General features: G+C 69.5%; 21 protein-coding genes. 5 read left to right on the top strand and 16 right to left on the bottom strand.

All coding sequences use genetic code 11. The features are described from left to right. Positions 1-348 precede the first annotated feature (348 nt). From IEZ15_RS36475 to IEZ15_RS36405, 15 genes are all read right to left on the bottom strand, one after another. A complete protein-coding gene (locus tag IEZ15_RS36475; protein WP_189281158.1) occupies positions 349-1026 on the bottom strand; it encodes a hypothetical protein in 678 nt (225 codons plus the stop codon). A 63-nt stretch (positions 1027-1089) separates the two neighbouring features. Next, the gene (locus IEZ15_RS36470; protein ID WP_189281157.1) at positions 1090-1644 is read right to left on the bottom strand and encodes a GNAT family N-acetyltransferase; all 555 of its coding nucleotides are present in this window, start codon (positions 1642-1644) and stop codon (positions 1090-1092) included. Continuing rightward, entirely contained in the window at positions 1644-3890 is a 2247-nt protein-coding gene (locus tag IEZ15_RS36465) for an MMPL family transporter (RefSeq protein WP_189281156.1), read from the bottom strand. The genes IEZ15_RS36470 and IEZ15_RS36465 overlap by 1 nt, the downstream gene beginning before the upstream one ends. Before the next feature lie 185 nt (positions 3891-4075). Next, positions 4076-4264, bottom strand: a complete 189-nt coding sequence (locus tag IEZ15_RS36460; RefSeq protein WP_189281155.1) for a hypothetical protein — start codon at positions 4262-4264, stop codon at positions 4076-4078. A 421-nt stretch (positions 4265-4685) separates the two neighbouring features. Then, the gene (locus tag IEZ15_RS36455; RefSeq protein ID WP_189281154.1) at positions 4686-6806 is read right to left on the bottom strand and encodes a phosphocholine-specific phospholipase C; all 2121 of its coding nucleotides are present in this window, start codon (positions 6804-6806) and stop codon (positions 4686-4688) included. 132 nt (positions 6807-6938) lie between these two features. Continuing rightward, positions 6939-8198: an SLC13 family permease gene (locus tag IEZ15_RS36450; RefSeq protein WP_189281153.1), complete on the bottom strand. Its 1260-nt coding sequence runs from the start codon at positions 8196-8198 to the stop codon at positions 6939-6941. Between the two features lie 103 nt (positions 8199-8301). After that, complete coding sequence (gene gatB, locus IEZ15_RS36445) at positions 8302-9810, bottom strand: Asp-tRNA(Asn)/Glu-tRNA(Gln) amidotransferase subunit GatB (protein WP_114246808.1); 1509 nt, start codon at positions 9808-9810, stop codon at positions 8302-8304. Positions 9811-9825: 15 nt separating this feature from the next. Continuing rightward, positions 9826-10065: a hypothetical protein gene (locus IEZ15_RS36440; RefSeq protein WP_189281152.1), complete on the bottom strand. Its 240-nt coding sequence runs from the start codon at positions 10063-10065 to the stop codon at positions 9826-9828. Then, positions 10062-11564, bottom strand: coding sequence for an Asp-tRNA(Asn)/Glu-tRNA(Gln) amidotransferase subunit GatA (gene gatA / locus IEZ15_RS36435; protein ID WP_189281151.1), 1503 nt, complete (start codon positions 11562-11564; stop codon positions 10062-10064). Before gatA ends, IEZ15_RS36440 begins: the two co-directional genes overlap by 4 nt. Positions 11565-11569: 5 nt before the next feature. After that, positions 11570-11866 carry an Asp-tRNA(Asn)/Glu-tRNA(Gln) amidotransferase subunit GatC gene (gatC, locus tag IEZ15_RS36430; RefSeq protein ID WP_015036350.1) on the bottom strand — a complete coding sequence of 99 codons (297 nt, stop codon included), beginning with the start codon at positions 11864-11866 and terminating at the stop codon, positions 11570-11572. A gap of 199 nt (positions 11867-12065) precedes the next feature. After that, the gene (locus IEZ15_RS36425; RefSeq protein WP_189281150.1) at positions 12066-14222 is read right to left on the bottom strand and encodes a putative bifunctional diguanylate cyclase/phosphodiesterase; all 2157 of its coding nucleotides are present in this window, start codon (positions 14220-14222) and stop codon (positions 12066-12068) included. A gap of 358 nt (positions 14223-14580) precedes the next feature. Further along, on the bottom strand, positions 14581-16773 hold the full coding sequence (gene ligA / locus IEZ15_RS36420) for an NAD-dependent DNA ligase LigA (RefSeq protein ID WP_189281149.1): 2193 nt from the start codon (positions 16771-16773) through the stop codon (positions 14581-14583). A gap of 30 nt (positions 16774-16803) precedes the next feature. Beyond that, entirely contained in the window at positions 16804-17829 is a 1026-nt protein-coding gene (locus IEZ15_RS36415) for a methionine synthase (RefSeq protein ID WP_189281148.1), read from the bottom strand. 90 nt (positions 17830-17919) lie between these two features. Continuing rightward, positions 17920-18609: an SDR family oxidoreductase gene (locus tag IEZ15_RS36410; protein ID WP_189281147.1), complete on the bottom strand. Its 690-nt coding sequence runs from the start codon at positions 18607-18609 to the stop codon at positions 17920-17922. A gap of 29 nt (positions 18610-18638) precedes the next feature. After that, complete coding sequence (locus tag IEZ15_RS36405; RefSeq protein ID WP_114246802.1) at positions 18639-19178, bottom strand: LOG family protein; 540 nt, start codon at positions 19176-19178, stop codon at positions 18639-18641. Between the two features lie 120 nt (positions 19179-19298). Here IEZ15_RS36405 and IEZ15_RS36400 point away from each other — a divergent pair, with 120 nt between their 5' ends. Then, the gene (locus tag IEZ15_RS36400; protein WP_189281146.1) at positions 19299-19634 is read left to right on the top strand and encodes a DUF427 domain-containing protein; all 336 of its coding nucleotides are present in this window, start codon (positions 19299-19301) and stop codon (positions 19632-19634) included. Positions 19635-19729: 95 nt separating this feature from the next. After that, positions 19730-20530 (top strand): alpha/beta fold hydrolase, encoded by an 801-nt coding sequence (locus tag IEZ15_RS36395; RefSeq protein WP_189281145.1) that lies wholly within the window; start codon positions 19730-19732, stop codon positions 20528-20530. A 75-nt stretch (positions 20531-20605) separates the two neighbouring features. On the opposite strand, the gene IEZ15_RS36390 is transcribed toward IEZ15_RS36395, so the two are convergent. After that, positions 20606-21064: an ATP-binding protein gene (locus IEZ15_RS36390; protein WP_229846350.1), complete on the bottom strand. Its 459-nt coding sequence runs from the start codon at positions 21062-21064 to the stop codon at positions 20606-20608. A 279-nt stretch (positions 21065-21343) separates the two neighbouring features. On the opposite strand from IEZ15_RS36390, the gene IEZ15_RS36385 reads away from it, so the two are divergent. The 3 genes from IEZ15_RS36385 to IEZ15_RS36375 all read left to right on the top strand — a co-directional run bounded on the left by IEZ15_RS36385 (position 21344) and on the right by IEZ15_RS36375 (position 24254). Next, complete coding sequence (locus IEZ15_RS36385; protein ID WP_189281144.1) at positions 21344-22195, top strand: helix-turn-helix domain-containing protein; 852 nt, start codon at positions 21344-21346, stop codon at positions 22193-22195. A 12-nt stretch (positions 22196-22207) separates the two neighbouring features. Beyond that, on the top strand, positions 22208-22402 hold the full coding sequence (locus IEZ15_RS36380) for a DUF397 domain-containing protein (protein WP_114249318.1): 195 nt from the start codon (positions 22208-22210) through the stop codon (positions 22400-22402). Positions 22403-22613: 211 nt separating this feature from the next. Beyond that, complete coding sequence (locus tag IEZ15_RS36375; RefSeq protein WP_189281143.1) at positions 22614-24254, top strand: alpha/beta hydrolase; 1641 nt, start codon at positions 22614-22616, stop codon at positions 24252-24254. Positions 24255-24284 lie beyond the last annotated feature (30 nt).

The raw sequence follows: 24284 nt of genomic DNA, 5'->3' as shown, positions 1-24284 counted from the left end.
GTCTCTTGGCGGAAACACATGATCAAGCAGAGGCCGTCCAGCTGTCAGGCGAACAACAAACCCCACCAAGAAATGATCTTGGTGGGGTTTAAAGCCAAGCTTAGACCGACCGGCAAATGGGGGGCGGGAGAAGGAGCGGGACCGGGTGCGTGCAGCTGCAAGGCGGAGGAGGGAGGCAACGCGAAGGGGGTCCCCCATGCCTTCAGGGCCATGGGGGAGTTGTTGACTGACGACAACGCCGGAGGGGGTCCCCCTGGCCCTCAAGGCCTTGGGGGAGTGCGTGCCCGGTCCCGCGACGCCGCCCTCCATTTGCCGGTCGGTCTCAGCCGGCCGTAGGGCGGTACGTACTCACTGGGCGGTCGGCAGAGCGACGATGAGGTCGAAGTACATGCCGATGGAGATCACCAAGCCGAGAACACCGAGCGCGATGCCGGCGGTCGCGACGGCACGCACCCAGCCGGGCTGCGGGTGCGGGGAGGGTGCGCCGAAGGCAGGGCGGACCAGGGCGAAGACGCCGACCAGCAGGGCGAGCAGTGCGAAGAGGCCGTTGACCAGCGCGGTGGAGTGCCAGGCGTCGCCGTAGATCTCCGAGATCTGCTGGGCCGCGGTGCCACCGCTCGAGGTCTTGATCTGCCCGATCAGGGTCTCGCGCTCGGCGGCGATCTTGCCGGTCCAGGACCCGCTCAGTGCGACGACACCGAGACCGGCGGCGGCCACGGCCGCAGCGGCCGATGCGAGGCCGGACGACTCCTTGCCGGAGGCTTCGAAGTCGGGATCCGTGAAGTCGGAGTCGTCATCGGATCCCTTGAGGGCGGCATCCGGATCGAGGTCCTGGGCGGGGCCCGGGGCGGAGCCCGCCTCGGCGTCGTCGGCCACCGCGTGCTCTCCCTCGGCTTCGGCCGCCCCCTTGTCGAGGCTGTACGCCGCGTCCTCGGCCGCGGTCTCCTCGGCGTCGAGAACAGCGGGAGCGGCGGGGCCAGTGGGAGTGGTGGGGTTCTTGGGAGTTCCGGGGTTCATGTCCCGCACGCTAGGCGGCCCGTATGAGAACCCTCTTAACGCGCACCGCCGGCCGGCCCCCCCGCCCCGGCCTCAGACCTTCTGTGCGCGCCACTCCCGGGCCAGTACGGACCAGATCTCCGAGTCGTGCCGCTCACCGCGGTACAGGTAGTTCTCGCGCAGCACCCCGTCGCGTGTCATACCGAGCCGCTTGGCCACGGCGATGCTTCGGGTGTTCGCGGCGGACGCGTCCCACTCCACGCGGTGCATGCCGCGCTCGTACACCGCCCAGTCGATCAGCTTCCGTGCCGCCCGGGTGACCAGGCCACGCCCCTCCCCTGCCGACTCCAGCCAGCAGCCGACCTCGCAGTTCCCGGATTCCGTGTCGAAGATCCGGAACAGGACACCGCCGACGAGCGTGCCGTCCAGCCAGATGCCGTAGAGGCGCCCCGTGTCGGCCGCCTGCTTCTCCGCGTACCGCCGGAGCAGGGCGCGCGCCGAGTCCAGGTCGGTGACGAACGAGGCGAAGGGGATCCAGGGGTCGACGGTCTCGCGGGCCCGGTCGATATGGGCGAGGAACTCCGCCGCCTGCCAGATCTCCAGCGGACGCAGTTCCGCTCCGTCGTCACCCAGGGATATCGCGAACATCATGCTCCTTCTCGAACCGCTTCCACCGCTTGCGCTGCCTGCGCAGTTTCCACCGGTTCCACCGGTTGCGCTGCCTTCGGGATTTTCCCATGCGGCGCGCGGCACTCGGGAGGCTCGATGCTGATCCGCGGCAGCCGCCGGTCCAGCCAGCGCGGCAGCCACCAGTTCGCTCCGCCCAGCAGATGCATCAGGGCGGGGACCAGCAGCGTACGGAGAACGAAGGCATCGAGGGCGACCGCCGCGGCGAGCGCGATTCCGAACATGGCGATGACCCGGTCCCCGCTGAGAACGAAGGCGAGGAAGACCGCAATCATGATCACGGCCGCGGAGTTGATCACGCGGCTGGTCTCGGCGAGGCCGACCCGCACCGCCCGCCGGTTGTCACCGGTCTTCAGCCACTCCTCGTGCATCCGCCCGACCAGGAACACCTGGTAGTCCATGGAGAGCCCGAAAAGTACGGACACCATGATGACCGGCAGGAACGGTTCGATGGGCCCCGAGCTGCCCAGCCCCAGCAGCTCGCTCCCCCACCCCCACTGGAAGATCGCGACGACGACGCCGAACGAGGAGGCGACGGCCGCCACATTCATCGCGGCGGCCTTCAGCGGAATGCCGATCGACCGGAAGGCCAGCAGCAGGAGCAGACAGCCGAGCCCTATGACGACGCCGATGAAGAGCGGGAGCTTGCCGATGATGATCCGGGCGAAGTCGTCGTAGCCGGCCGTCACCCCGCCCACATGGGCCCGGAGCGAGGTGTTCGCCTCGGCCTGCGGGAGGACGTCCGTACGCAGCCGGCCGACGAGCGCGCTGGTCTCCTGCGACTGCGGTGACGACTTCGGCACAACGGTGATGAAGGCCGCACTGCCGCTGTTGTTGTACGTGACCGGGCCGACCGAGGCCACGCCGTCGGTGGCTCGCAGGGCGTCCGGCAGGCCGTCCATCGCCAGCCGGTCGTCCGCGCCGTCGAGCTGTGCGGCGATCGTCAGCGGGCCGTTGACGCCCGGTCCGAATCCGTCGGCCAGCAGGTCGTACGCCTGCCGAGTGGTCGACGAGGAGGGGTTGTTGCCCTGGTCGGAGGTGCCCAGATGCAGGGAGAACGTGGGCAGCGCGAGGACCAGCATCACCACGGCGGCGCACGCCCCGAGCAACTTGGGGTGGCGTTCGACGAACGCGGACCAGCGGGCGGCGAAGCCGGTGGGCAGTTCGGGCTGCGGCCCGCGCTCGGCGAGCCTTCTGCGCTCGCGCCGGCTCAGCGCCCGCATGCCGATGAAGGACAGCAGGGCGGGCAGCAGGGTAACGGAGGCGGCTACGGTCAGGACGACGGTGAGCGAGGCGGCGATCGCCACACCGTTGAGGAACCCGAGCCGCAGGATCAGCATGCCGAGCAACGCTGTACAGACGGTGGCTCCGGCGAAGACGACGGCCCGCCCGGTCGTCGCGACGGCGTTCTGCGCCGCCTCGGCGACGGTCATGCCGCTGCGCAGTCCTGTGCGGTGCCGGGTGACGATGAACAGCGCGTAGTCGATGCCGACGCCGAGCCCTATCAGCATGCCCAGCATGGGGGCGAAGTCGGCGACGGTCATCACATGGCCCAGCAGCACGATGCCCGCGTACGCCGTGCCGACGGAGACGAGAGCAGTGGCGATGGGCAGCAGGCTGGCGGCGAGCGAGCCGAAGGCGAGGAACAGGACGACCGCTGCGACGACGACCCCGATGGCCTCGCTGAAGTGGACGGACGGGGCCTCGGTGAGGGCGACGGCCGAGCCGCCCAGTTCCACCTGGAGGTGGTCGCCGGCGGCGGCCTTCGCTGTGTCGACGACCGCCCGGGCCTGCTGCACCGGGATGTCGTCGGACTGCCGGTCGAAGGTGATCGTGGCGTAGGCGGTGTGTCCGTCCTCGCTGATCCGACCGGCGCCGGACGCCCCGTACGGTCCGGTGACGGCTCCGACACCGGGCAGTTCCTCGACCGCGTGCAGGGTCCGGGTCATCGTCTGCCGGACATCGGCGGCCCGCACGGTGGAGTCGGTGGTGTGCCAGACGATGGTGTCCGTGTCACCGCCGAGGTCCGTGAAACCGCTCTTGAGGAGCTCGGCGGCCCGGCCGGACTCCGTACCGGGCACCTCGTAGTCGTTGGAGTAGGCAGAACCCGCGAAGCCCGCCGCGGTGGCTGCGCCGCCGAGGGCGAAGAGCCAGATGAGGACGGCGATGAGGCGGTGCCTGATGCACCAGCGGGCAATGGCGGCCAACTGACGTGCTCCCTGAGGGTTCGTGGATCTTTACCGGGAAAAAACATGAATTACCCGCAAAGAACACATGACCTGAGAACCGCCACTCTGGCAGCCACTGGTGATCCTTTGTCCCTTTCGTGGCCTTACTCACAATGGCCACAGGAATTACTGTGGCGCCCGAGTCACGACGACCGCCGGCCACCTCACTCGGCCAGTTGTTCTTCAGCCTCCAGTTCTTCCTCGAACTGCTCCTCGATCTCCGCGATGCCCCTCGCCACGGCCTCCGCCAGATGGACGGGGCAGATCAGCACCTCGCTCCCGAAGCCCTGGCCGGAGTCCGCGCCGGGGGTGGGGCATGCGTCGGGGGCGTAGAGGTGCGCGATGCGGGCCACGCGATCGGAGGTGCGCTCGTGGCCGGGCGCATGGCCGTCCGCGTGGGCGCATGCACCACCGGGCGAAGTGGCGGCAGCGGTACGGAGGATGCCGAGGATCTCGCGGGCGATTCCGTACGACAGCTCCAGGCGCGTCCACCACGGCCCGCTCGACGGGGGCGCCGCGTCGCCCGAGGACGTACCGCGCCATGTTCACCGGACCGAAGGTCAGCAGGACCGCCTGCTCGCCGTCCGGTTCGGCGGCGAGCAGGCGGGCGCACTCCAGGACGACGGGGTCCGCCTCCTCGGGGTCGGCGCCCGCCGTGACTCCGGCCCATTTCTCGATCAGTCCATTCGTGATCAAGGAAACGCCGGCCGCGCCGCGGCGGTTCCGGTGGGCGCCGAACTCCCGTACGCGATGCCGGGCCTGCCGGGCGGTCCGTCAGCCGGAGACGCTCGCCCGGCCGTTCTCGATGTGCCCCATCAGCCGTCGCCGGAAGACATCGTCCCCGTCGACGGTGACGGACAGGTCGTACCAGCCGTGCGCGTCGGCCGCCGAGTGCACGACCGTACGGCTGCGTCCCGGCTTGACCTTGACGGTCCTGGTCCAGTCCCGCAGGTCCGCCTCGTCGACGTAGCCCAGCGGCCGTACGGTGAAGGTGAGCGCCGTCCGTCCCGTGTTGCGCAGGGTGAGATGCAGATCCCGCTCATGCGCATCGACCCGCGAGGCGACCTCGGCCCCGGCCGAAACGCCGTCCTTCGCGGGCCCGGCGAACTCGCGCCGGAAGCCGTTCGGCCCCGTCACCGTGAACCGGTACGCCGCACCGGTAAGGGGCACCGTCCATTGCGCCGTGCCCCTTACATCCCTGTGCTGCGGTACGGGGAACTCCCCCGCGTACGGATACAGCGCGAAGTGCGCCGACGAGCGCCCCGTGTTGCTGAGGGCCACCTGCACCGCCCCGTCCACCACCTTCGCCTGGGCGTCCGGCTGGTACGGCAGCGCGCGGGCCGGGCGGGCCCCGGGCTCCTGCACGGGCATGTGCTGCACGAGCGGCGGCTTCGGCGCCCAGCGTCCGCTGAACGGCGGGATGGTGCCGGGCTGCTCCACCTCGGGCCGGCGCCGCGCATGCTTGAAGTCGAAGGCCGAGGTCAGATCGCCGGTGACGGTGCGCCGCCAGTCGCTGATGTTCGGTTCCTTCACGCCGGTCCAGCGCTCGAGGAAGCGGATCACGGAGGTGTGGTCGAAGACCTCGGAGCAGACGTAGCCGCCCACGGTCCACGGCGACACGACGAGCAGCGGCACCCGGATCCCGAGGCCGGTGGGCTTGCCCTCCCACTGCTCCTCGGCCACCTCGGGCGGCGCGACCGGCGGCGGCACGTGGTCGAAGAAGCCGTCGTTCTCGTCGTAGTTGATGAGAACGGCGGTGTGCCGCCACACATCGGGGTGCTTGCCCAGCGCGTCCAGGACCTTGTAGACGATCGTCGCGCTGTGGATCGGCGAGGAGACGCTCGGGTGCTCGGAGTCGACGGCCGACGGCACCAGATAGGAGACCTCGGGCAGCGTGCCCGCCGCCACGTCCTTGGCGAACTCATCGGCCAGCGTTCCGGTCTCCACCCGGCGCAGCGCACGCTCGAAGAGGCTGCGTTCGGCCTTGTCCAGGGTGGCGACACCCTCTTCGAGCAGACCGAACAGCCGCTCCCGCTCCGTGGCGTCCGCGTCCCGTACCGCCGAGTAGAACGACTCCATGTACGTATGGCCGCCGGTCTTCGCCAGCGCCTTGCGGGCGATCGCCTTGAAGGTGGCGAAGAACTCGATCTGGTTGTCGGTGAAGTTCTCCCACTCGGTGTACGTACGCCAGCTGCGCCCGGCCTTCTCCAGCCGCTCCGCGTACGTGCCCCAGTCGTACCCGGGATGCGTGCCCTCGTTGTACGCGTCGTTCCCGACGGCCCGCTTGCCGTTCGCCTCGTTGCCCGTCTTCCCGCTCCACAGGTGGTTGCGGTTGGGGCTGGTCGAGGTGTGGATGGAGGAGTGGTAGGCGTCGCAGACCGTGAAGGTGTCGGCCAGTTCGTAGTGCAGCGGGATGTCACGGCGGTCGTAGTACGCCATGGTGGCGGCCGTCTTCGCGGTCACCCAGCCGTTCATCCACCCCCCGGCCCATGCCTTGCCGCCACCGTTCCAGGAGTGGTCGAGCGCGCCGATGTACTGGAGGTCCTTCTTCTGCGTCTCGGCGGCGTCCCGCACCGGGAACGGCAGCACAGAGGTGCCCAGCGGAGCGGGCTGCTCGAAGACCGGCTTGCCGGAGGGCAGTTCGACGGCGTTGCGGTCGCCGAAGCCGCGCACTCCCCGGAGCGTCCCGAAGTAATGGTCGAAGGAACGGTTCTCCTGCATCAGGATCACCACATGCTTGATGGCTCCGAGCCCGCCACCGGACCCCGCCGAATGTGCCGGCTGCGCGGCAATCGCGGCCTGCAGCGACGGCGGAAGCAGCGACCCCGCAGCCGCGACGCCGAGTGCACCGCCGCCGAGCGCGAAGAGCCGGCGCCGTGAAATGTCCGTGGTCAAGTGAGCCTCCCGAGTCCTGTCGTTCAGCCCGGAAACTAATCAAGCCAGGTGGCGCCGGGAAGGATTTCGTACGGCTCGGTGGTGAACGTCCAACAGGTCGGCCGGGAAAGTCCAACCGCGCCCCGCGTCCGGTCACACCCCGATCAGCTGCAACGCACCCCACAGCGCGACCGTCGACACGGCCAGCGTCGCCGGTACGGTCAGCAGCCCGAGCCGGGTGAAGTGGCCGAGGTCGGGCGCGGCGCCGTGGGTGTGCAGGATGCGGCGCCAGAGCAGGGTGGCGAGCGAGCCGACGTACGTGAGGTTCGGGCCGAGGTTCACGCCGATCAGGGCGGCGAGCAGCGGGCCGGGACCCGCCGCCGCGACGACCGGGAGCAGAGCGAGGATCGCGGGCAGGTTGTTGATCAGGTTGGCGAGCACGGCCGCCACCGCGGCCACTGCCAGCAGCGCGGGAAGTGACGAGCCGTCCGGCAGGAACGCGTCGATCCCCGCACCGAGGCCGTTGTCGACCACGGCCTTGACCACGACGCCCAGCGCCAGCACGAACAGGCAGAACAGCGGGTTGGCGGAGCGGACGAGGCCCCTGACGGTGGTCTCGCGCTTCGCCAGCGCACGGACGGCCAGCACCCCGGCACCCGCCAGCGCCGCCCACAGCGGTTCCGCACCCGCGAACGAGGTGACGACGAATCCGCCCAGAGTCAGGGCAAGGACGACGAGCGTGAAAGCGGGGATGCCCGGAGGGTCCTCCCGCGACCTCGGCGGATACGCGCCCGCTGCCAGATCGGCGGCGAAGACCCGGCGGAATACGGCGTACTCGACGGCGATGGCGGCCAGCCACGGCAGGGTCATCAGCGCGGCGAAGCGGGTGAAGGAGAGGCCGCTCGCGGTGAACGCCAGGAGGTTGGTGAGGTTGGAGACGGGCAGGAGCAGGGACGCCGAGTTGGCCAGGTGCGCACAGGCGTAGACGTACGGGCGGGGGCGGGCGCCGACGCGGGCGGCCGTGGCGAGGACGACGGGGGTCAGCAGGACCACGGTCGCGTCCAGGCTGAGCACAGCGGTGATCACGGAGGCGACGACGAAGACCCCGCCGAGCAGGGGACCGGTCCGCCCGCCGCAGGCCCGGGCGACCAGATCACCGGCGGCCGTGAACAGCCCCTCGTCCGCACAGAGCTGGGCCAGGACCAGAATCGCCGCGAGGAATCCGACGACCGGCAGCAGGCTGCCCACCTGAGCACGGGCTTCCGGCCACGGGACCGCACCGGTCACGGTCACCAGCACGGCAACGGGCACGGCAAGGGTCGCCTCCGGCAGCCCCCGGGGGCGTACGACTGCGAAGGCCAGCACGCCGAGCAGGAGGACGACGGAGACGATCTCGGCAGTGACGGTGTTCAACGGACTTGAGACTCTCCGGATGGGTGAAGGGGCGGTGCACCCGGCTCACGGGTGCACCGCCCCTTCAGGGACGTACCGAAACCGCCCGCGCAGGGGGACGGGATCAGCCCTCGACGCCGAGCTTCTCCAGGATCAGCTCGCGCACGCGGGCCGCGTCCGCCTGGCCGCGGGTGGCCTTCATGACCGCGCCGACGAGCGCGCCCGCCGCCGCGACCTTGCCGCCGCGGATCTTGTCCGCGATGGCCGCGTTGGCGGCGATCGCCTCGTCCACGGCCGTGCCCAGCGCGCCCTCGTCGGAGACGACCTTCAGGCCGCGCTTCTCGACGACGGTGTCCGGGTCGCCCTCGCCCGCGAGGACGCCCTCGATGACCTGGCGAGCCAGCTTGTCGTTGAGGTCGCCCGCGGTGACGAGCTCGGCCACCCTGGCGACCTGCACCGGGGTGATCGGCAGCTCGTCGAGGCCGCGGCCGGTCTCGTTGGCGTTACGGGCCAGCTCGCCCATCCACCACTTGCGGGCCTGGTCCGAGGGGGCGCCCGCGTCGGTCGTCGCGACGATCAGGTCGACCGCACCGGCGTTGAGGATGGACTGCATGTCGTGCTCGGAGACACCCCACTCCTCCTTCAGCCGGTTGCGGCGCAGCCTCGGCAGCTCGGGGAGGCCGCCCCGGAGCTCCTCGACCCACTCGCGGGCCGGGGCGACCGGCACCAGGTCGGGCTCGGGGAAGTAGCGGTAGTCCTCGGCGTTGTCCTTGATGCGGCCGGCCGTGGTCGAGCCGTCCTCCTCGTGGAAGTGCCGGGTCTCCTGCACGATCGTGCCGCCCGAGCTCAGCACCGCGGCGTGGCGCTGGATCTCGAAGCGGGCCGCGCGCTCGACGGAACGCAGCGAGTTCACGTTCTTCGTCTCGGAGCGCGTACCGAACGTCTCGGTGCCGTTGGGGCGCAGCGACAGGTTGACGTCGCAGCGCATCTGGCCCATCTCCATCCGGGCCTCCGACACACCGAGCGCCTTGATGAGCTCGCGGAGCTCGGCGACGTACGCCTTGGCGACCTCGGGTGCGCGTGCGCCCGCGCCCTCGATCGGCTTGGTGACGATCTCGATGAGCGGGATGCCCGCACGGTTGTAGTCGAGCAGGGAGTGGGACGCGCCCTGGATACGGCCGGTGGCACCGCCGACGTGGGTCGACTTGCCGGTGTCCTCCTCCATGTGGGCACGCTCGATCTGCACCCGGAAGATCTCCCCGTCCTCCAGCTGGACGTCCAGATAGCCGTTGTAGGCGATCGGCTCGTCGTACTGGGAAGTCTGGAAGTTCTTCGGCATGTCCGGATAGAAGTAGTTCTTCCGGGCGAAACGGCACCACTCGGCGATCTCGCAGTTCAGCGCGAGGCCGATCTTGATGGCAGACTCGACGCCGATCTCGTTGACGACCGGCAGTGCGCCGGGCAGGCCGAGGCAGACCGGGCACGTCTGGGAGTTGGCGTCCTGCTTGAGCTCGGTCGAGCATCCGCAGAACATCTTGGTCTTGGTGCCGAGCTCGACATGGACCTCCAGGCCCATGACGGGGTCGTAGGACGCGAGCGCGTCCTCGTACGACACCAGGTCAGTGACAGTCACGGTGAAACTTCCCTCTCAGCCCAGCAGTACGTCGTCATCGCCGATGCGCTTGAGTTCGCGCAGCAGCAGGGCGACACCAGTGGCGATGGCGGCGGCGGAGACAACGGCGTCGATCAGTCGGAGCGTGTCGTGTTCGAAGCGGGCCTTCCTGGCCTGCTTGATGACGCCGAACGCCCCGAAAGCGGTGCTGCCGATGGACAGGTACGTGCCGGTCTTGGACTTCTTGAAGCCCTTGGCCTTGGTCAGTGCGCTCACAGCGACGGAGCCTCCTCCAGCAGCGGGTGGCCCCACTTTTCCACGAAGGCGGCCTCGACAGCGGCTCCGACCTTGTACAGCCGGTCGTCCTTCATGGCGGGGGCGATGATCTGCAGTCCGACCGGCAGGCCGTCCTCCGGGGCCAGGCCGCAGGGCAGCGACATGGCGGAGTTGCCGGCGAGGTTGGTCGGAATGGTGCACAGGTCCGCGAGGTACATCGCCATCGGGTCGTCGGCGCGCTCGCCGATCGGGAAGGCGGTGGTGGGCGTCGTCGGGGAGACGATGACGTCCACCTGCTCGAAGGCCTTCTCGAAGTCCTGGGTGATGAGGGTGCGGACCTTCTGCGCCGAGCCGTAGTACGCGTCGTAGTAGCCGGAGCTGAGGGCGTACGTACCGAGGATGACGCGGCGCTTGACCTCGTCGCCGAAGCCGGCCTCGCGAGTGAGCGCGGTGACGTCCTCGGCGGACCGCGTGCCGTCGTCGCCGACCCGCAGGCCGTAACGCATGGCGTCGAAGCGGGCCAGGTTGGAGGAGCACTCGGACGGCGCGATCAGGTAGTACGCCGACAGCGCCAGGTCGAACGACGGGCAGTCCAGCTCGACGATCGTGGCACCGAGCGACTTCAGCAGTTCGACCGACTCGTTGAAGCGCTGGACGACACCGGCCTGGTAGCCCTCACCGGCGAACTGCTTGACGACACCGATGCGCATGCCGTCGACGCTGCCGTTGCGCGCGGCCTCGACGACCGGCGGGACCGGGGCGTCGATGGACGTCGAGTCCATCGGGTCGTGCCCGGCGATCACCTCGTGCAGCAGGGCCGCGTCCAGGACGGTACGGGCGCAGGGCCCGCCCTGGTCCAGGGAGCTGGAGAACGCCACCATGCCGTAGCGGGAGACGCCGCCGTAGGTGGGCTTGACGCCGACGGTGCCGGTGACGGCTGCGGGCTGGCGGATGGAACCGCCGGTGTCCGTGCCGATGGCGAGCGCGGCCTCGTACGACGCGAGCGCGGCCGAGGAGCCACCGCCGGAGCCGCCCGGGATACGGGTGAGGTCCCACGGGTTGCCGGTCGGGCCGTAGGCGCTGTTCTCGGTGGAGGACCCCATGGCGAACTCGTCCATGTTGGTCTTGCCGAGGATGACGACGTCGGCGGCCTTCAGCTTCTTGGTGAGGGTCGCGTCGTACGGCGGGATCCAGCCTTCGAGGATCTTGGAGCCGACGGTGGTCGGCATGCCCTCGGTGGTGAAGATGTCCTTCAGCGCGAGCGGGACACCGGCCAGCGGACCGAGCTTCTCACCGGCCGCCTTCTTCGCGTCGACGGCACGGGCCTGCGCGAGCGCGCCCTCGCGGTCGATGTGCAGGAAGGCGTGGACCTTCTCGTCGACCGCGTCGATCCGGGCCAGGTGGGCCTCGGTGACCTCGACGGCGGTGAGCTCGCCGGACGCGATCTTCGCGGCGATCTCGGCGGCGGTGAGCTTGATGATGGTGCTGTTGTCCGTCATGGCTTTTAGTCCTCCCCCAGGATCTGCGGCACCTTGAAACGCTGCTGCTCCTGGGCCGGGGCGCCGGAGAGCGCCTGCTCGGGGGTGAGCGACGGACGGACCTCGTCCGCGCGCATGACGTTGGTCAGCGGCAGCGGGTGGGAGGTCGGCGGTACGTCTTGGTCGGCGACCTCGGAGACGCGGGCGACCGCGCCGATGATGTCGTCGAGCTGACCGGCGAAGTGATCGAGCTCTTCGCCCTTCAGCTCCAGACGCGCCAGCCGGGCGAGGTGGGCGACCTCCTCGCGCGTGATGCCAGGCATGCAGCGATCCTCAGGGGTTGGTGTGTGGTTTTGGCCCAATCCTATGGTGTCGCCCGCAGCCACTCCCGCCACCCGGGCGAACACCCTGGTCGGGCGACAGATTCGAGTCCGTCCGGCGAGCCCGGTTCAGGCCCGTCCGGCAATGGGGGACGGAGCGGCCACCGGACTGCGCCGGTGCCCACACACCGCTCCCCCGAACTCATGTCGTCGCGGGCCTCGACTCGACCGCCCGCCCGCCCGGCCGCTGCTCCAGCTCGGGCGTCGCACCGGCGGCGGCTGCGGCGGCCGCCGCGGCCGCCAGCTCCGCCGGCCGCCGCCAGCCGTGCTCGCCCCGCGCCCGCAGCCAGGCCGTCGTCTCCAGCGGCGGCATCGCAGCGGCGACCAGCCACCCCTGCACCGCATCGCAGCGCAGATCCCGCAGCCGCTCCCAGGTTTCGTCGTCCTCGACCCCTTCCGCGACCACCAGCAGACCGAGCGAGTGGGCCAGGTCGATGGTGCAGCGGACGATCTCCGCGTCCTCGTTGTCGACGGCCAGACGGGCCACGAAGGACCGGTCGATCTTCAGCTCGCTGACCGGCAGCCGGCGCAGATGGACCAGCGAGGAGTACCCCGTACCGAAGTCGTCGAGCGACATCTTCACGCCGTGCCCGGTGAGTCCGGCGAGGGTGTCGGCGGCGCGCTGCGGGTCCTCCAGCAGCACGTGTTCCGTTATTTCCAGCTGCAGCGCCCCGGCCGGGACGCCGTGCCGGGCGAGCCGTGCCGCGACGCTGCCCGCGAATCCGGGGGTGTGGACGTCGCGCGGGGAGACGTTGACCGCGACCGGGACGAAGAGCCCTTGCGCCCGCCACCGGGCGACCTGGGCCAGCGCCGTCTCCAGGACGTACTCCGTGAGGTGCGGCATCAGGCCGGACGACTCGGCGATGGCGATGAACTCGTCCGGAGGGACCCGGCCGCGCTCCGGATGCACCCAGCGCACCAGAGCTTCGAGGCCGGCCACCTGGCCGTCGAAGCGGACCTTCGGCTGGTAGTGGAGCTCCACCTCTCCGGCGTCCAGCGCACGCCGGAGATCGCCGAGGAGCCCGAGCCGGTCCGGGGTGTTGCTGTCCCGCTTCGACTCGTACACCTCGACGCCCGTACGGTCGCGCTTGGCCTGGTACATCGCCACGTCCGCACGCCGGAGCAGCCCTTCGGCGTCCAGCGCGTGGTCCGGGTAGACGGCGACTCCGGCACTCGCCTCCAGCACCAGGGTCAGACCGTCCAGGTCCAGCGGGGAGGACAGCTCAGCGACCAGATGGCGGGCGACCCGCTGGGCGCTGGTGGTGGAGTCCGCGGTCGGCAGGAGCACGGCGAATTCGTCACCGCCCAGCCGCGCGGCCTCCGCTCCTCGCGGGAGCGCCAGTCTGAGACGTTCCGCTATCTGCAGCAGCAGCCGGTCCCCCGCCAGATGACCGAGGGTGTCGTTGACCGCACGGAAACGGTCGAGGTCGATCAGGACGAGAGCGGATCTGGCGCCGGTGGACTCGGCGTCCTCCAGGGCCGCCCAGGTGCGTTCCAGCAGCCACTGCCGGTTGGGCAGCCCGGTCAGCGGGTCGCGCAGCTGCTCCTCGGCCCGGGCGCGGGCGATCCAGAGGGTGGAGTCCAGGGCGATCAGCGGGACCGCGAAGAGCGGCAGGAGTACGGGCATGGCCATCGAGACGACGCAGATCAGCGGTGCGATGCCGAGCAGGGCCACCGCGACGAGGCCCTGGCGCAACAGGGCGGTACGGGCGATGGTCGGCAGCCCGCCGCCCTGGGGTGCCTGCACATACCACAGCAGGACCCGGGTCACCAGAAGGTAGGTGGAGGCGGCCAGGAGGACTTCCGGGACGGCGGCGATGCCCCAGTCGAGTGGCTGCCAGGGCGATTCGACGGTCTGCACCTCACCGAACGCGGCGAGCACCAGGGCTGCCGCGCCTATCCCCAGAATGTCCACCGCGCCGTGCAGCAGCCCTTGCCACCAACGGTGTCTGCGGGCCACGCAGACGAGGACGACGACGACCAGGCTGACCAGACCGGCGGGCACCCAGCCGTAGAGGAGCAGCACGGCAAGGGTGAGGGCGGCTCCGGAACCGGTGCCGCCCCACCATCGGTCTCGTCCGAGCGCGACCAGATGTCCGACGACGATTCCGGTGAGGACGGCGAGGGACCAGCCGGCCCTGCCGTCGGGGAAGAGTGCGTGTCCTTCACTCACGGTCCGGTAGAAACCGGTCGCGAGCTGAACAACGGCGATCGCCACGACGACGGCACCCACTTTGGGCGTGAGGCCGACGAAACCTTGCAGCCGCGACACCGGTGCGGCGCTCTCGGTCGGTTTCATTCCGTCCCTCTCACAGCCGGCGGTGCCGATGTCGCCCGATGGTTCGGCTCCATGCCACCACGACCCGATTTCCCACACCGTGGCCGGGCACGGCAGGTGCGCATCTCAACAGTAGGCCGCAGAAGGCTTCTACGGGCAGCGCTCTACAGCTCTTGCCCGAATGCGAACCGACCGTCCGTCAGCATCTGCTATGCGCCGATCGGGTGAACCCGGCCCCCCGACGACAACCCTTGTCCCTGCCCGTCCGTCTACACCCCTTCTGCCCACCCGTTCACCACTCATCCACCGGTCGACCCCATTTCGGGGCCGACCAACGGAGTTCTGTCCCATTGCGCCGGTTATGCGAAGGAAATCTGCCCTACTCCGCCGGTTCCTCGACGGGTACGGCCGCCTCGCGCGCGGCATCCGGCCCCTGTTCGAGCAGTACGGCGAAGCCGTCCTCGTCCAGCACGGGCACCTTCAGCTGCATCGCCTTGTCGTACTTCGAACCGGGGTTGTCACCCACGACCACGAAGGAGGTCTTCTTCGAGACGGAACCCGTGACCTTCGCCCCCCGGCTCTGGAGCGCCTCTTTCGCGCCATCCCTGGTGTGTCCGGCCAGCGTGCCGGTGACGACGACGGTGAGTCCTTCGAGCGGGCGCGGCCCGACCTCCTCCCCCGCTCCCTCGTCCTCCATCCGGACCCCGGCCTCCCGCCACTTGCGCAGGATCTCCCGGTGCCAGTCCTCGGCGAACCACTGCTTCACCGATGCGGCGATGATGGAGCCGACCCCGTCGGCGTCGGCCAGCTCCTTCTCGGTCGCCTCGTCGATCCGGTCGATGGAACGGAACTGACGGGCCAGCTCCGCGGCGGCGACCGGGCCCACATGACGGATCGAGAGCCCGGTGAGGATCCGGGCGAGCGGTGCCTCCTTGGCGGCGGCGATGGCGTCGAGCATGGCGAGGGCGTTCTTCTTCGGCTCGCCCTGCTGGTTGGCGAAGACCCAGGCGGTCTTCTCCTCGCCGGTCTTCGGGTCGCGCTTGGGCAGCCCGCTGTCCTGGTCCCGGACATAGGCCCGGATCGGCAGGAGCTGCTCGACGGTCAGCCCGAAGAGATCGCCCTCGTCGTGCAGCGGCGGCTCGGCCGGCTCCAGAGGCCTGGTCAGGGCCGCGGCCGCGACATAGCCGAAGTGGTCGATGTCGAGGCACTTGCGGCCCGCCAGATAGGCGAGGCGCTCCCGCAACTGCGCGGGACAGGACCGCGCGTTGGGGCAGCGGACGTCGATGTCGGCCTCCTTCATGGGCCGCAGCTCCGTACCGCACTCGGGGCAGTGCGTCGGCATCACGAACGCCTGCTCGGTGCCGTCACGCAGATCGACGACCGGGCCGAGGATCTCCGGGATCACATCGCCCGCCTTGCGGAGCACCACCGTGTCCCCGATGAGGACGCCCTTCTCCTTCACCACGTTCTGGTTGTGGAGGGTGGCGAACTCGACCTCGGAGCCCGCCACCTCGACCGGTTCGACCTGTGCGTACGGGGTGACCCGGCCGGTGCGTCCGACACCGACCCGGATGTTCACCAGCTTGGTGTTGACCTCCTCCGGCGGGTACTTCCAGGCGATCGCCCAACGCGGGGCGCGCGAGGTGGAACCCAGCCGGCCCTGGAGCGGGATCTCGTCGAGCTTGACGACGACGCCGTCGATCTCGTGCTCCACGGAGTGCCGGTTCTCGCCGAAGTACGCGATGAACTCCCGTACCTCGTCGAGGGAGTCCACCACCTTGTTGTGCCTGGCGGTGGGCAGACCCCATTCGTGCAGCAGCTCATAGGCGTGCGAGAGGCAGTCGATGTCGAAGCCCTCGCGGGCGCCGATGCCGTGCACCACCATGTGCAGCGGGCGGGTGGCGGTGACCTTCGGGTCCTTCTGGCGCAGTGAACCCGCCGCCGCGTTGCGCGGGTTGGAGAAGGGTTTGTCGTCGGCCTCGACGAGCCGGGCGTTGAGCTCCTCGAAGGCCTCCATCGGGAAGAAGACCTCGCCGCGGATCTCGACCAGCGCCGGAATCCGGTCGCCCTTCAGCCGGTGCGGGATCTCGGCGATCGTACGGACATTGGGGGTGATGTCCTCGCCGGTGCGGCCGTCGCCGCGGGTCGCGGCCCGGGTCAGCCGCCCGTGCTCATAGGTGAGGTTGACCGCGAGTCCGTCGACCTTCAGCTCGCACAGGAAGTGGTAGCCGGTGGTGCCGACGTCCTTGGCGATCCGCTCACCCCAGGCCGCCAACTCCAGATCGTCGAAGGCGTTGTCCAGCGAGAGCATCCGCTCGCGGTGCTCGACGGAGGTGAATTCCGTCCGGTACGGCCCCGCGACCTTCTGTGTCGGCGAATCCGGCGTGCGCAGCTGCGGATACGTCTCCTCCAGGGCCTCCAGCGCGCGCATCAGCCGGTCGAACTCGGCATCGCTCACGACCGGCTGGTCGTTCACGTAATACCGGAAGCGGTGCTCCTCGATCTGTTCGGCAAGCAGTGCGTGCTGCTCCTGATCCTGTGCGGGCACTGACATCTGCTGTTCGCCGGCCATCGTCTCGTCCTCCCGTTACCCGTTGCCCCGTTACTCAGGGTTGTCTGCGAGCGATCTCGCGGCCCGGGCGCAGTGGGCGAGCGCGGCGCGCGCATACGCGGGCGAGGCACCCGCGAGCCCGCACGACGGGGTGATCACCACGGACTCCGTCAGAGTCCCCGGATTCAGCCCCAGCCTGCGCCACAGCGTCCTGACACCCATGACGCTACCGCCCGGGTCTGACAAATCACCCGAGGCCGGGTCGGTGCCCGGCACCACCCCGAGGAAGAGCTGGGTGCCGCCCTCGACCGCTTCCCCGATCGCATCCTCCTCACGCTCCGTGAGCAGCGAGAAATCGAACGAGATGCCGTCGGCCCCGGCCCTGCGCAGCAGCGCGAACGGCACATCGGGTGCACAGGTGTGAACGACCGTCGCCCCGTCCCCGGCCGCCGCCAGGACATCGCGCAGGGTGCCCTCCACGACCTGACGGTCCACGGCCCGGTAGGTGCGGTAGCCGCTCGCCGTCCTGATCCGCCCGCTCAGCACGCCGGTCAGCGACGGTTCGTCGAGCTGGAGGATCACTTCGGCGCCCGGCACCCTGCGCCGTACCTCCGCCAGGTGGGCGCGCAGTCCCTCCGCCAGTGAGCCCGCCAGGTCGCGACAGGCCCCCGGGTCGCCGAGCGCGGCCTCGCCGCCCCGCCGTTCCAGTGCGGCGGCCAGCGTCCAAGGGCCGACCGCCTGGACCTTGAGCGGGCCCTCGTACCCCTGGGTGAACTCCTCCAGCGCGTCGAGGTCCTCGCCGAGCCAGGACCTGGCCCGGCGGGTGTCCCGTCCGGGCCGGTCGCTGATCCGCCAGCCACTGGGCTCGACATGCCCGTACAGGTCGACGAGCAGCCCGATGGTCCGCCCGATCATGTCCGCACCGGGCCCGCGGGCCGGCAGTTCGGCCAGATACGGCAGGCCCTCGCCGTCCCCGAAGGACCCGGTGACGGTCTTCGCCGCCTCCCGTGCGTCTTCCCCGGGCATGGAACCGATTCCGGTGGCCGGGCAACCCCTGAACTTGCTCTTCTCGCTCACACGGGAAGCCTAAGGCCGTGCCCGGCCCGTGCGGTCGGCGGTCACCGGACGGGCGGCGGGCCCCGGCCGATGACGGCCGACCGGCGGCGGTCAGCGCCCGGGGCGCACCGTGAGGTCGTTGACCTCGGCGTCGCGCGGCAGGTCGACGGCCATCAGGATCGTGGTGGCCACCGACTCCGGGTCGATCCAGCGGGAGGGGTCGTACTCCTTGCCTTCCTGCTGGTGGACCTTGGCCTGCATGGGGCTGGCGGTGCGCCCCGGATAGACGGAAGTCACCCGGACGCCGTTCGCGTGCTCCTCCTGGCGCAGCGAGTCGGCGAGCGCCTTCAGGCCGTGCTTGCTCGCGGCGTACGCGCTCCACTCGGCGTGCGCCGCGAGACCGGCGCCCGAGTTCACGAAGAGCACATGGCCCTGGGCAACCCGCAGTTGCGGCAGGAAGAGCCGGGTCAGCTCGGCGGGCGCGACCAGGTTGGCGTTGAGCTGGAAGTGCCATGCCTTGGGCGTGAGGTCACCGACCTTGCCGAGCTCGACGACGCCCGCGACGTGCAGCAGCGAGTCGACCTGCTCCGGCATCGCCTGCTGGGCGAACGCCCAGGAGAGCCGGTCCGGGTTGGAGAGGTCACCGACGAGCGTACGGGCGCCGGGGTGGAGCTCGGCCAGCTCCTTCGCGCGGCCCGCGTCACGGGCCAGCAGCACGGTCTCGTCACCACGCTCCAGAAGACGACGGGTGACAGCTGCGCCGATGCCGGAGCCTGCGCCGGTGATGACATGAGTGGACATGCCCCCCATGATCGCACCCCGCCGCCGTGTCACCGGAGGCCGGACCACTCCTCCAGGTAGGCCAGGGCCCCCACGCCGTCCTTCGCGAAGAACACCAGGTCGGTCAGCGGGAGAGGCAGGAAGCCCTCGTCCTCCATGCGCTGGAACTGCTGGCGCAGCCCGTCGTAGAAACCCGCCGTGTTGAGCAGGACCACCGGCTTGTCGTGCTTGCCGTGCTTCTTCAGCTCCAGGATCTCGGTCGCCTCGTCGAGCGTCCCGGTACCCCCCACCATGATCACGACCGCGTCGGCCTTCTCCAGGAGCAGCGCCTTGCGCTCGGCGAGATCGCGCGCGATCACCATCTCGTCCGCATTGGTACGCGCCTTCGCGGCCAGGAAGTCGACCGACACCCCGACCAGCCGTCCGCCCGATTCCTGCACCCCGTCGGCGACGACCTTCATCAGCCCGCTCTCCGACCCGCCCCAGACGAGTGTGTGTCCGCCCCGGCCGAGCCTTTCGGCGAATTCCCGGGCTGGCCGGGTGTAGCGGTCGTCGAGGTCGGCGGCGGAGAGGAAAACACAGATGTTCATGCAGCAACCGTAAAGGCCACCACTGACACGCCCGGCCGGCCGGGTGGAGATCCGGCCGGCACCGGAGAAGAGAAGGGAGGAAAGGGGAAGAAATCGGCCCGCGAGACGGCTGAACCAGACATGACTTCCACACAAGGCCATGTCATCACCGTCGAACCGGGCACCGAGCATGTGCGTGTGGTGCGCGACGGGCAGGTGCTCGCCGAGAGCCGGCGCCCGCTCGTGCTGCGCGAGACGGGCTGTCCGGTCCGCTACTACCTGCCACCCGAGGACGTCCGTACGGAACTCCTGACGGCTTCGGACACTCACACCCACTGCCCGTTCAAGGGCGACGCCTCCTACTGGTCGCTGCCGGACGCGGCAGATCTCGTCTGGGCGTATCCGGAACCCAAGCCCGAAGTCGCAGCGATCAAGGACCACTTCTGCTTCTACGACACCGAGACGGTTCCCGACTGATCGCCAAGCGCGGCCCTGACCGGGGGAATTGAGGAATATCAAAAAATTCTCGGCCGAAGCGATGACTTTTCCGCGCCATCGCGGTCAACCGTCACATGGACAAGGCTCTCTCCCGCGACGGCACTTCGGTCGCGTATCGGCGCCGGGGTGAAGGGCCGCCGGTGATCCTGGTGGGCGGGGCACTGAGCACGGCGGCGACCGAGGCTCCCCTCGCGCGCCTCCTCGCGCCGCACTTCGAGGTGGTCACGTGCGACAGGCGCGGCCGCGGCTCCAGCGGCGACAGCGGGCCGTACTCGGTGGAACGCGAGACCGGGGACCTGGCCGCGCTCGTCGCCGTGGTGGGCGGCCGGACCTCGGTGTTCGGCGTCGGGGCCGGCGGGGCACTGGCCCTGGAGGCCCGGGCCGCGGGGCTCCCCGTCAACCTGCTGGTGGTCTACCAACCGCCCTACGCCCCCGGGGCCTCGGGGGTGCGGTTCAAGGCCTGCTGCACGGCCCGGCTGCACCGGCTGCTGTCCGCCGGGGACCGCGGCGGGGCCGTGGAGCTGTTCCTGTCCGTGACGGGCGTCCCGGCCGACATGATCGCCCGGATGCGACGTGCGCCGCTGTGGCCCGGCCTGGTGTCGTTGGCGCACACACTCGCATACGACGATGCGCTGCTCGGCGACGGCGCGATCCCGGTGGAGCGGTTCGCGTCCGTCACGTCACGCACGCTGGTGGTCTGCGGAGGCTTCAGCCCCACCCCGGCCCGGCTCGCGACCCGCGCCCTCGCGGACGCACTCCCGCGCGCCCGCCACCGCACCCTGACGGGCCAGACTCGCGATCTGGCTCCCCAGGCGGTGGCCCCGGTCCTGGCGGAGTTCTTCGGCAGGGACGTGTATGCGCGCCAGGCGTCCTGAGCCCACAATCCACCCCGCTCGGCCACGCCCGTACAGGGGTCGGACGTGGCCGGGCGGGGCCTCGCCTCGCCGAGCTCAGGCTCCGAGCCCGAGCTCGAACCAGACGGTCTTGCCGCCCGGCCCGTACGCCCCCTCCCCTATGGCACACCCGCCCCAGCGGTCGGCGACGAGTTCAAGGATGGCCATGCCTCGCCCGGCTTCGGCGTGGGGGTCGACGGGCGGGGCATACGGCTTGGGCAGGTCCGGGCTCATGTCCCAGACGCTGATCCGGAGCACCGGGTGCCGCCACTGGAGCCGCAGGGCAGCAGGCCCCTTGGTGTGCCGTACGGAGTTGGTGGTCAGCTCGGAAGTCAACAGCTCGGCCCGGTAGCTGAGTTCGGTCAGTTCGTGGGCGCCGAGGATGGCACGGAGGGTGGTGCGGGCGATCCGGGGGCTGCGCGGGTCACAGGGGAAGGCTAGTTCGTAGCTCCACGGTTCGGTGAACGCGATGGGAACCGGGTGGGGGCGGATGCCGGGGATGGGTTCAGTCCTCACGGGCACCTCCTGGGTGCGTGCGATCAGTGGCAAGTGCGAGTGCGCCACGAGCGGTTGCTGTCGAGCGGTGGCAATGCCGGCCCGGGGACCGCCTTCCCGGGTTGTGCGGAGCGGACCGGTGCGCTTCCGTTGCGACGGCAGCGTGAGCAGCACAGGACATAGAGTAACCACATGCTTCCAACCCGTGATACCACTTTCACTTCAACGAGTTGAAATTCCGAGATGGATGGACGAGCACATCCGACGTCGACACAATGAGCGCGATCGAGGAGAGAACACATGGCACCACGGCAGGCACCAACAGTTCGTCAACGCCGTTTCGGTACAGAGCTTCGGCGGCTACGCGAAGCAACAGGCATGTCGGCCCCGAAGGCTGCAGAGCTGTTGGGTACCGATCGCACGACCATTTCGAACATGGAGGCCGGTCGCTTCGGCATCAGCGAGGAGCGTCTTCGCCGACTGGCCAGCATCTACGAATGCGTAGATCCCACACTGGTCGACGCTCTTGCCACGATGACGGGTGGCCGGAAGGCAGGATGGTGGGACGAGTACCGGGGCAAGATCCCGCCGGACTTCCTCGAAGTGTCCGAACTCGAACACCACGCATCGAGTCTCCGGACACTCCAGACCGCGCATCTTCCTGGCATGTTCCAAACCGAAGACCACGCGCGGGCTCTCTTCGATCTCTTCATCCCGGCGCTTCCCCGCTTGGAGATCGAGCTGCGTATCGCCCAGCGTCTGGCCCGCCACCAGGTACTCACGAACACGCCCGTCATTCCGTACAAGGGACTCATCCACGAATCAGCGCTACGGATGCAAGTGGGTGGCCGCCACGTGGCCAAGGCGCAGCTCAAACACTTGCTGAAAGAGAGTGAGCGCGACAACGTGACACTTCTCGTGATCCCGTTCTCGATCGGCGGATTCCCCATGGCGGGAGACTCGGTGTTGTACGCAGCAGCCCACAGCCACCACCTGGACACAGTGCAGGTGGACTCCCCCATCGGCGCTGTCTACTTCGACTCACCGACACAACTGACCAACTTCCGTAGGCGGCTGGACGCGGTCGAACAGGTGGCGTTGAATCCGACGCAGTCGCAGGACGTCATCCTGACCATCGCAAATGACCTGTAAGAGGTGTCGGCCTTGCCCGAACTCAACTGGCTCAAGTCCTCGTTCTCCGAGGCCTCCGGCAACAACTGCGTTGAGATTGCCGCCGGTAACGCGGACCGCATCGCCCTCCGCGAGAGCGAGAGCCCGGCCGCTGTCATATCGACGAACCGGGCAGCGCTACGCGCCCTTGTGCTCGGAGTGAAGGCTGGCAAGTCCGCGCTTGCCTGAGGTAGGGCACCGTCTCCTGTCAGTCCCGTCGCTGGGGCGGGTACCGCCCGTCGCCCAGGGCATTCCGTCCCCCTACAACTCGGGTACTACCTAAGGCTGTTGTTTCATCCCCAGGGTGGAGGGGAGGTGCGGCCCCGCGGGGGATCCGCATCCGTGACGGGTTCCTGAAAGATCTCTCCTGTCCGAACATGCGACCGGAAGGATCGATATCGTGCGCAGAGGACGCCTCGCGCCCCTGTTGGCCGTGAGTGTCACGGCCATGCTGGCTCCCACGCTCGCCACCTCGACGGCCACCGCCGCCCCGGCCACCACCCCGTCGAACGTCTCGTCCGCCGCCAAGGGCGCGCTGGACCCATATGTGAAGCAGAAGCCGCAGTGGAAGCGGTGCGAAGCCGACTCTCCGGCGGAGTTTGAGTGCGCCACGATCAAGGTCCCGCTGGACTACCGGGTTCCCGGGGGCAAGCGGATCGACTTAGCCATATCCCGGATCAAGAGCACCGCGCCCAAAAAGCGGCACGGTGTCCTGTTCTCCAACCCCGGCGGCCCGGGGGGACAGGGGCTCTACATGCCGCTGGGGATGCAGGAGACGCTCCCCAAGGCCGCACAGCAGAAGTACGACCTCATCGGCTTCGACCCGCGCGGTGTGGGACAGAGCAGCCCGGTTTCCTGCGATCTGGAGCCGGAGGAGGAGAACTGGCTGCGGCCGTACAAGGAGGCGACGTTCGACAAGGACGTCACCTGGGCACGCGAAGTCGCGAACAAGTGCAAGGAGAAAGCGGGCGACACGCTCCCGCACATCACCACGCGCAACACCGCGCGCGACATGGATCTGCTCCGGGCGATCCTCGGTGAGAAGAAGATCTCGTACGTGGGTTACTCGTACGGCACCTACCTGGGCGCCGTCTACACCCAGCTCTTCCCGGGCCGGGCCGACCGGTTCGTGCTGGACAGCGCGGTCGATCCGGCGCGCGCCTGGCGAGGGATGATCCAGTGGTGGGCGGAGGGCGCCGAGCCCGCGTTCGACCGGTGGACCGAGTGGGCCTCCGAGCGTTCGGAGAAGTACGGCCTAGGTGACACCCCGAAGCAGGTCGACCGGACCTTCTGGGACCTGGTCGCGCAGGCCGACGAGAAGCCCATCGAGCTGGACGGGCAGCTGATCAACGGTGATGACATCCGAAGCGGTATGCGCGGGGCCGTCTTCAGCCCGGAGTACGCCACCGAGGGGTTCGTGGAACTGAAGAAGGCCGCGGTCGGCGAGCCCGCCTCCGCGAAGAAGCTCGCGGCGTTCACCGGATCCCACGGGACCAGGACTTCAGGCGCCGCCAATACCTCCGAGGCGCCGTCCGACAACATGACGGCGAGCTTCTGGGCCGTGGTGTGCGGCGACAACTCGGGCGCGTGGTCCCGCGATCCTGAGAGCTACCGGCACGACGCCATCAAGGACATGGGCCGCTACCCGCTCTACGGTGACTTCGCGTCCAGCATCAAGCCCTGTGCCTTCTGGGACAAGTCCGTGGAACCGGCGACCAAGGTGAACAACAGGGCCGGCTCCCTGGTCGTCCAGAACGAGTGGGACTCGCAGACCCCGCTGCCCAGCGGTCAGGCCCTGCACGCCGACCTGAAGGGCTCGAAAATGCTCACCGTCCTCGGCGGCGAGGGCCATGGCGTCTACCCGAACGGCAACGCGTGCACGGACGGTACGGTCGCCGGCTACCTGCTCACCGGCAAGCTCCCGGCGAAGGACGTGACCTGCAAGGCGACGGCCGACTCGAACGCGGAGGCACGGAAGAACCAGAAGCGGGACGTGCTCCCCGGGTCTCCGTTTCCGGAGCGCGCCCCGGACCGTTTCTGAGCCCGGCCGCATCGCCCACTGACGCATGAC

It is taken from the genome of Streptomyces atratus (genome assembly GCF_014648655.1).
In the GTDB taxonomy this organism is placed as follows: Bacteria; Actinomycetota; Actinomycetes; order Streptomycetales; family Streptomycetaceae; genus Streptomyces; species Streptomyces atratus.
This window is presented reverse-complemented; position numbering and strand designations above follow the sequence as displayed.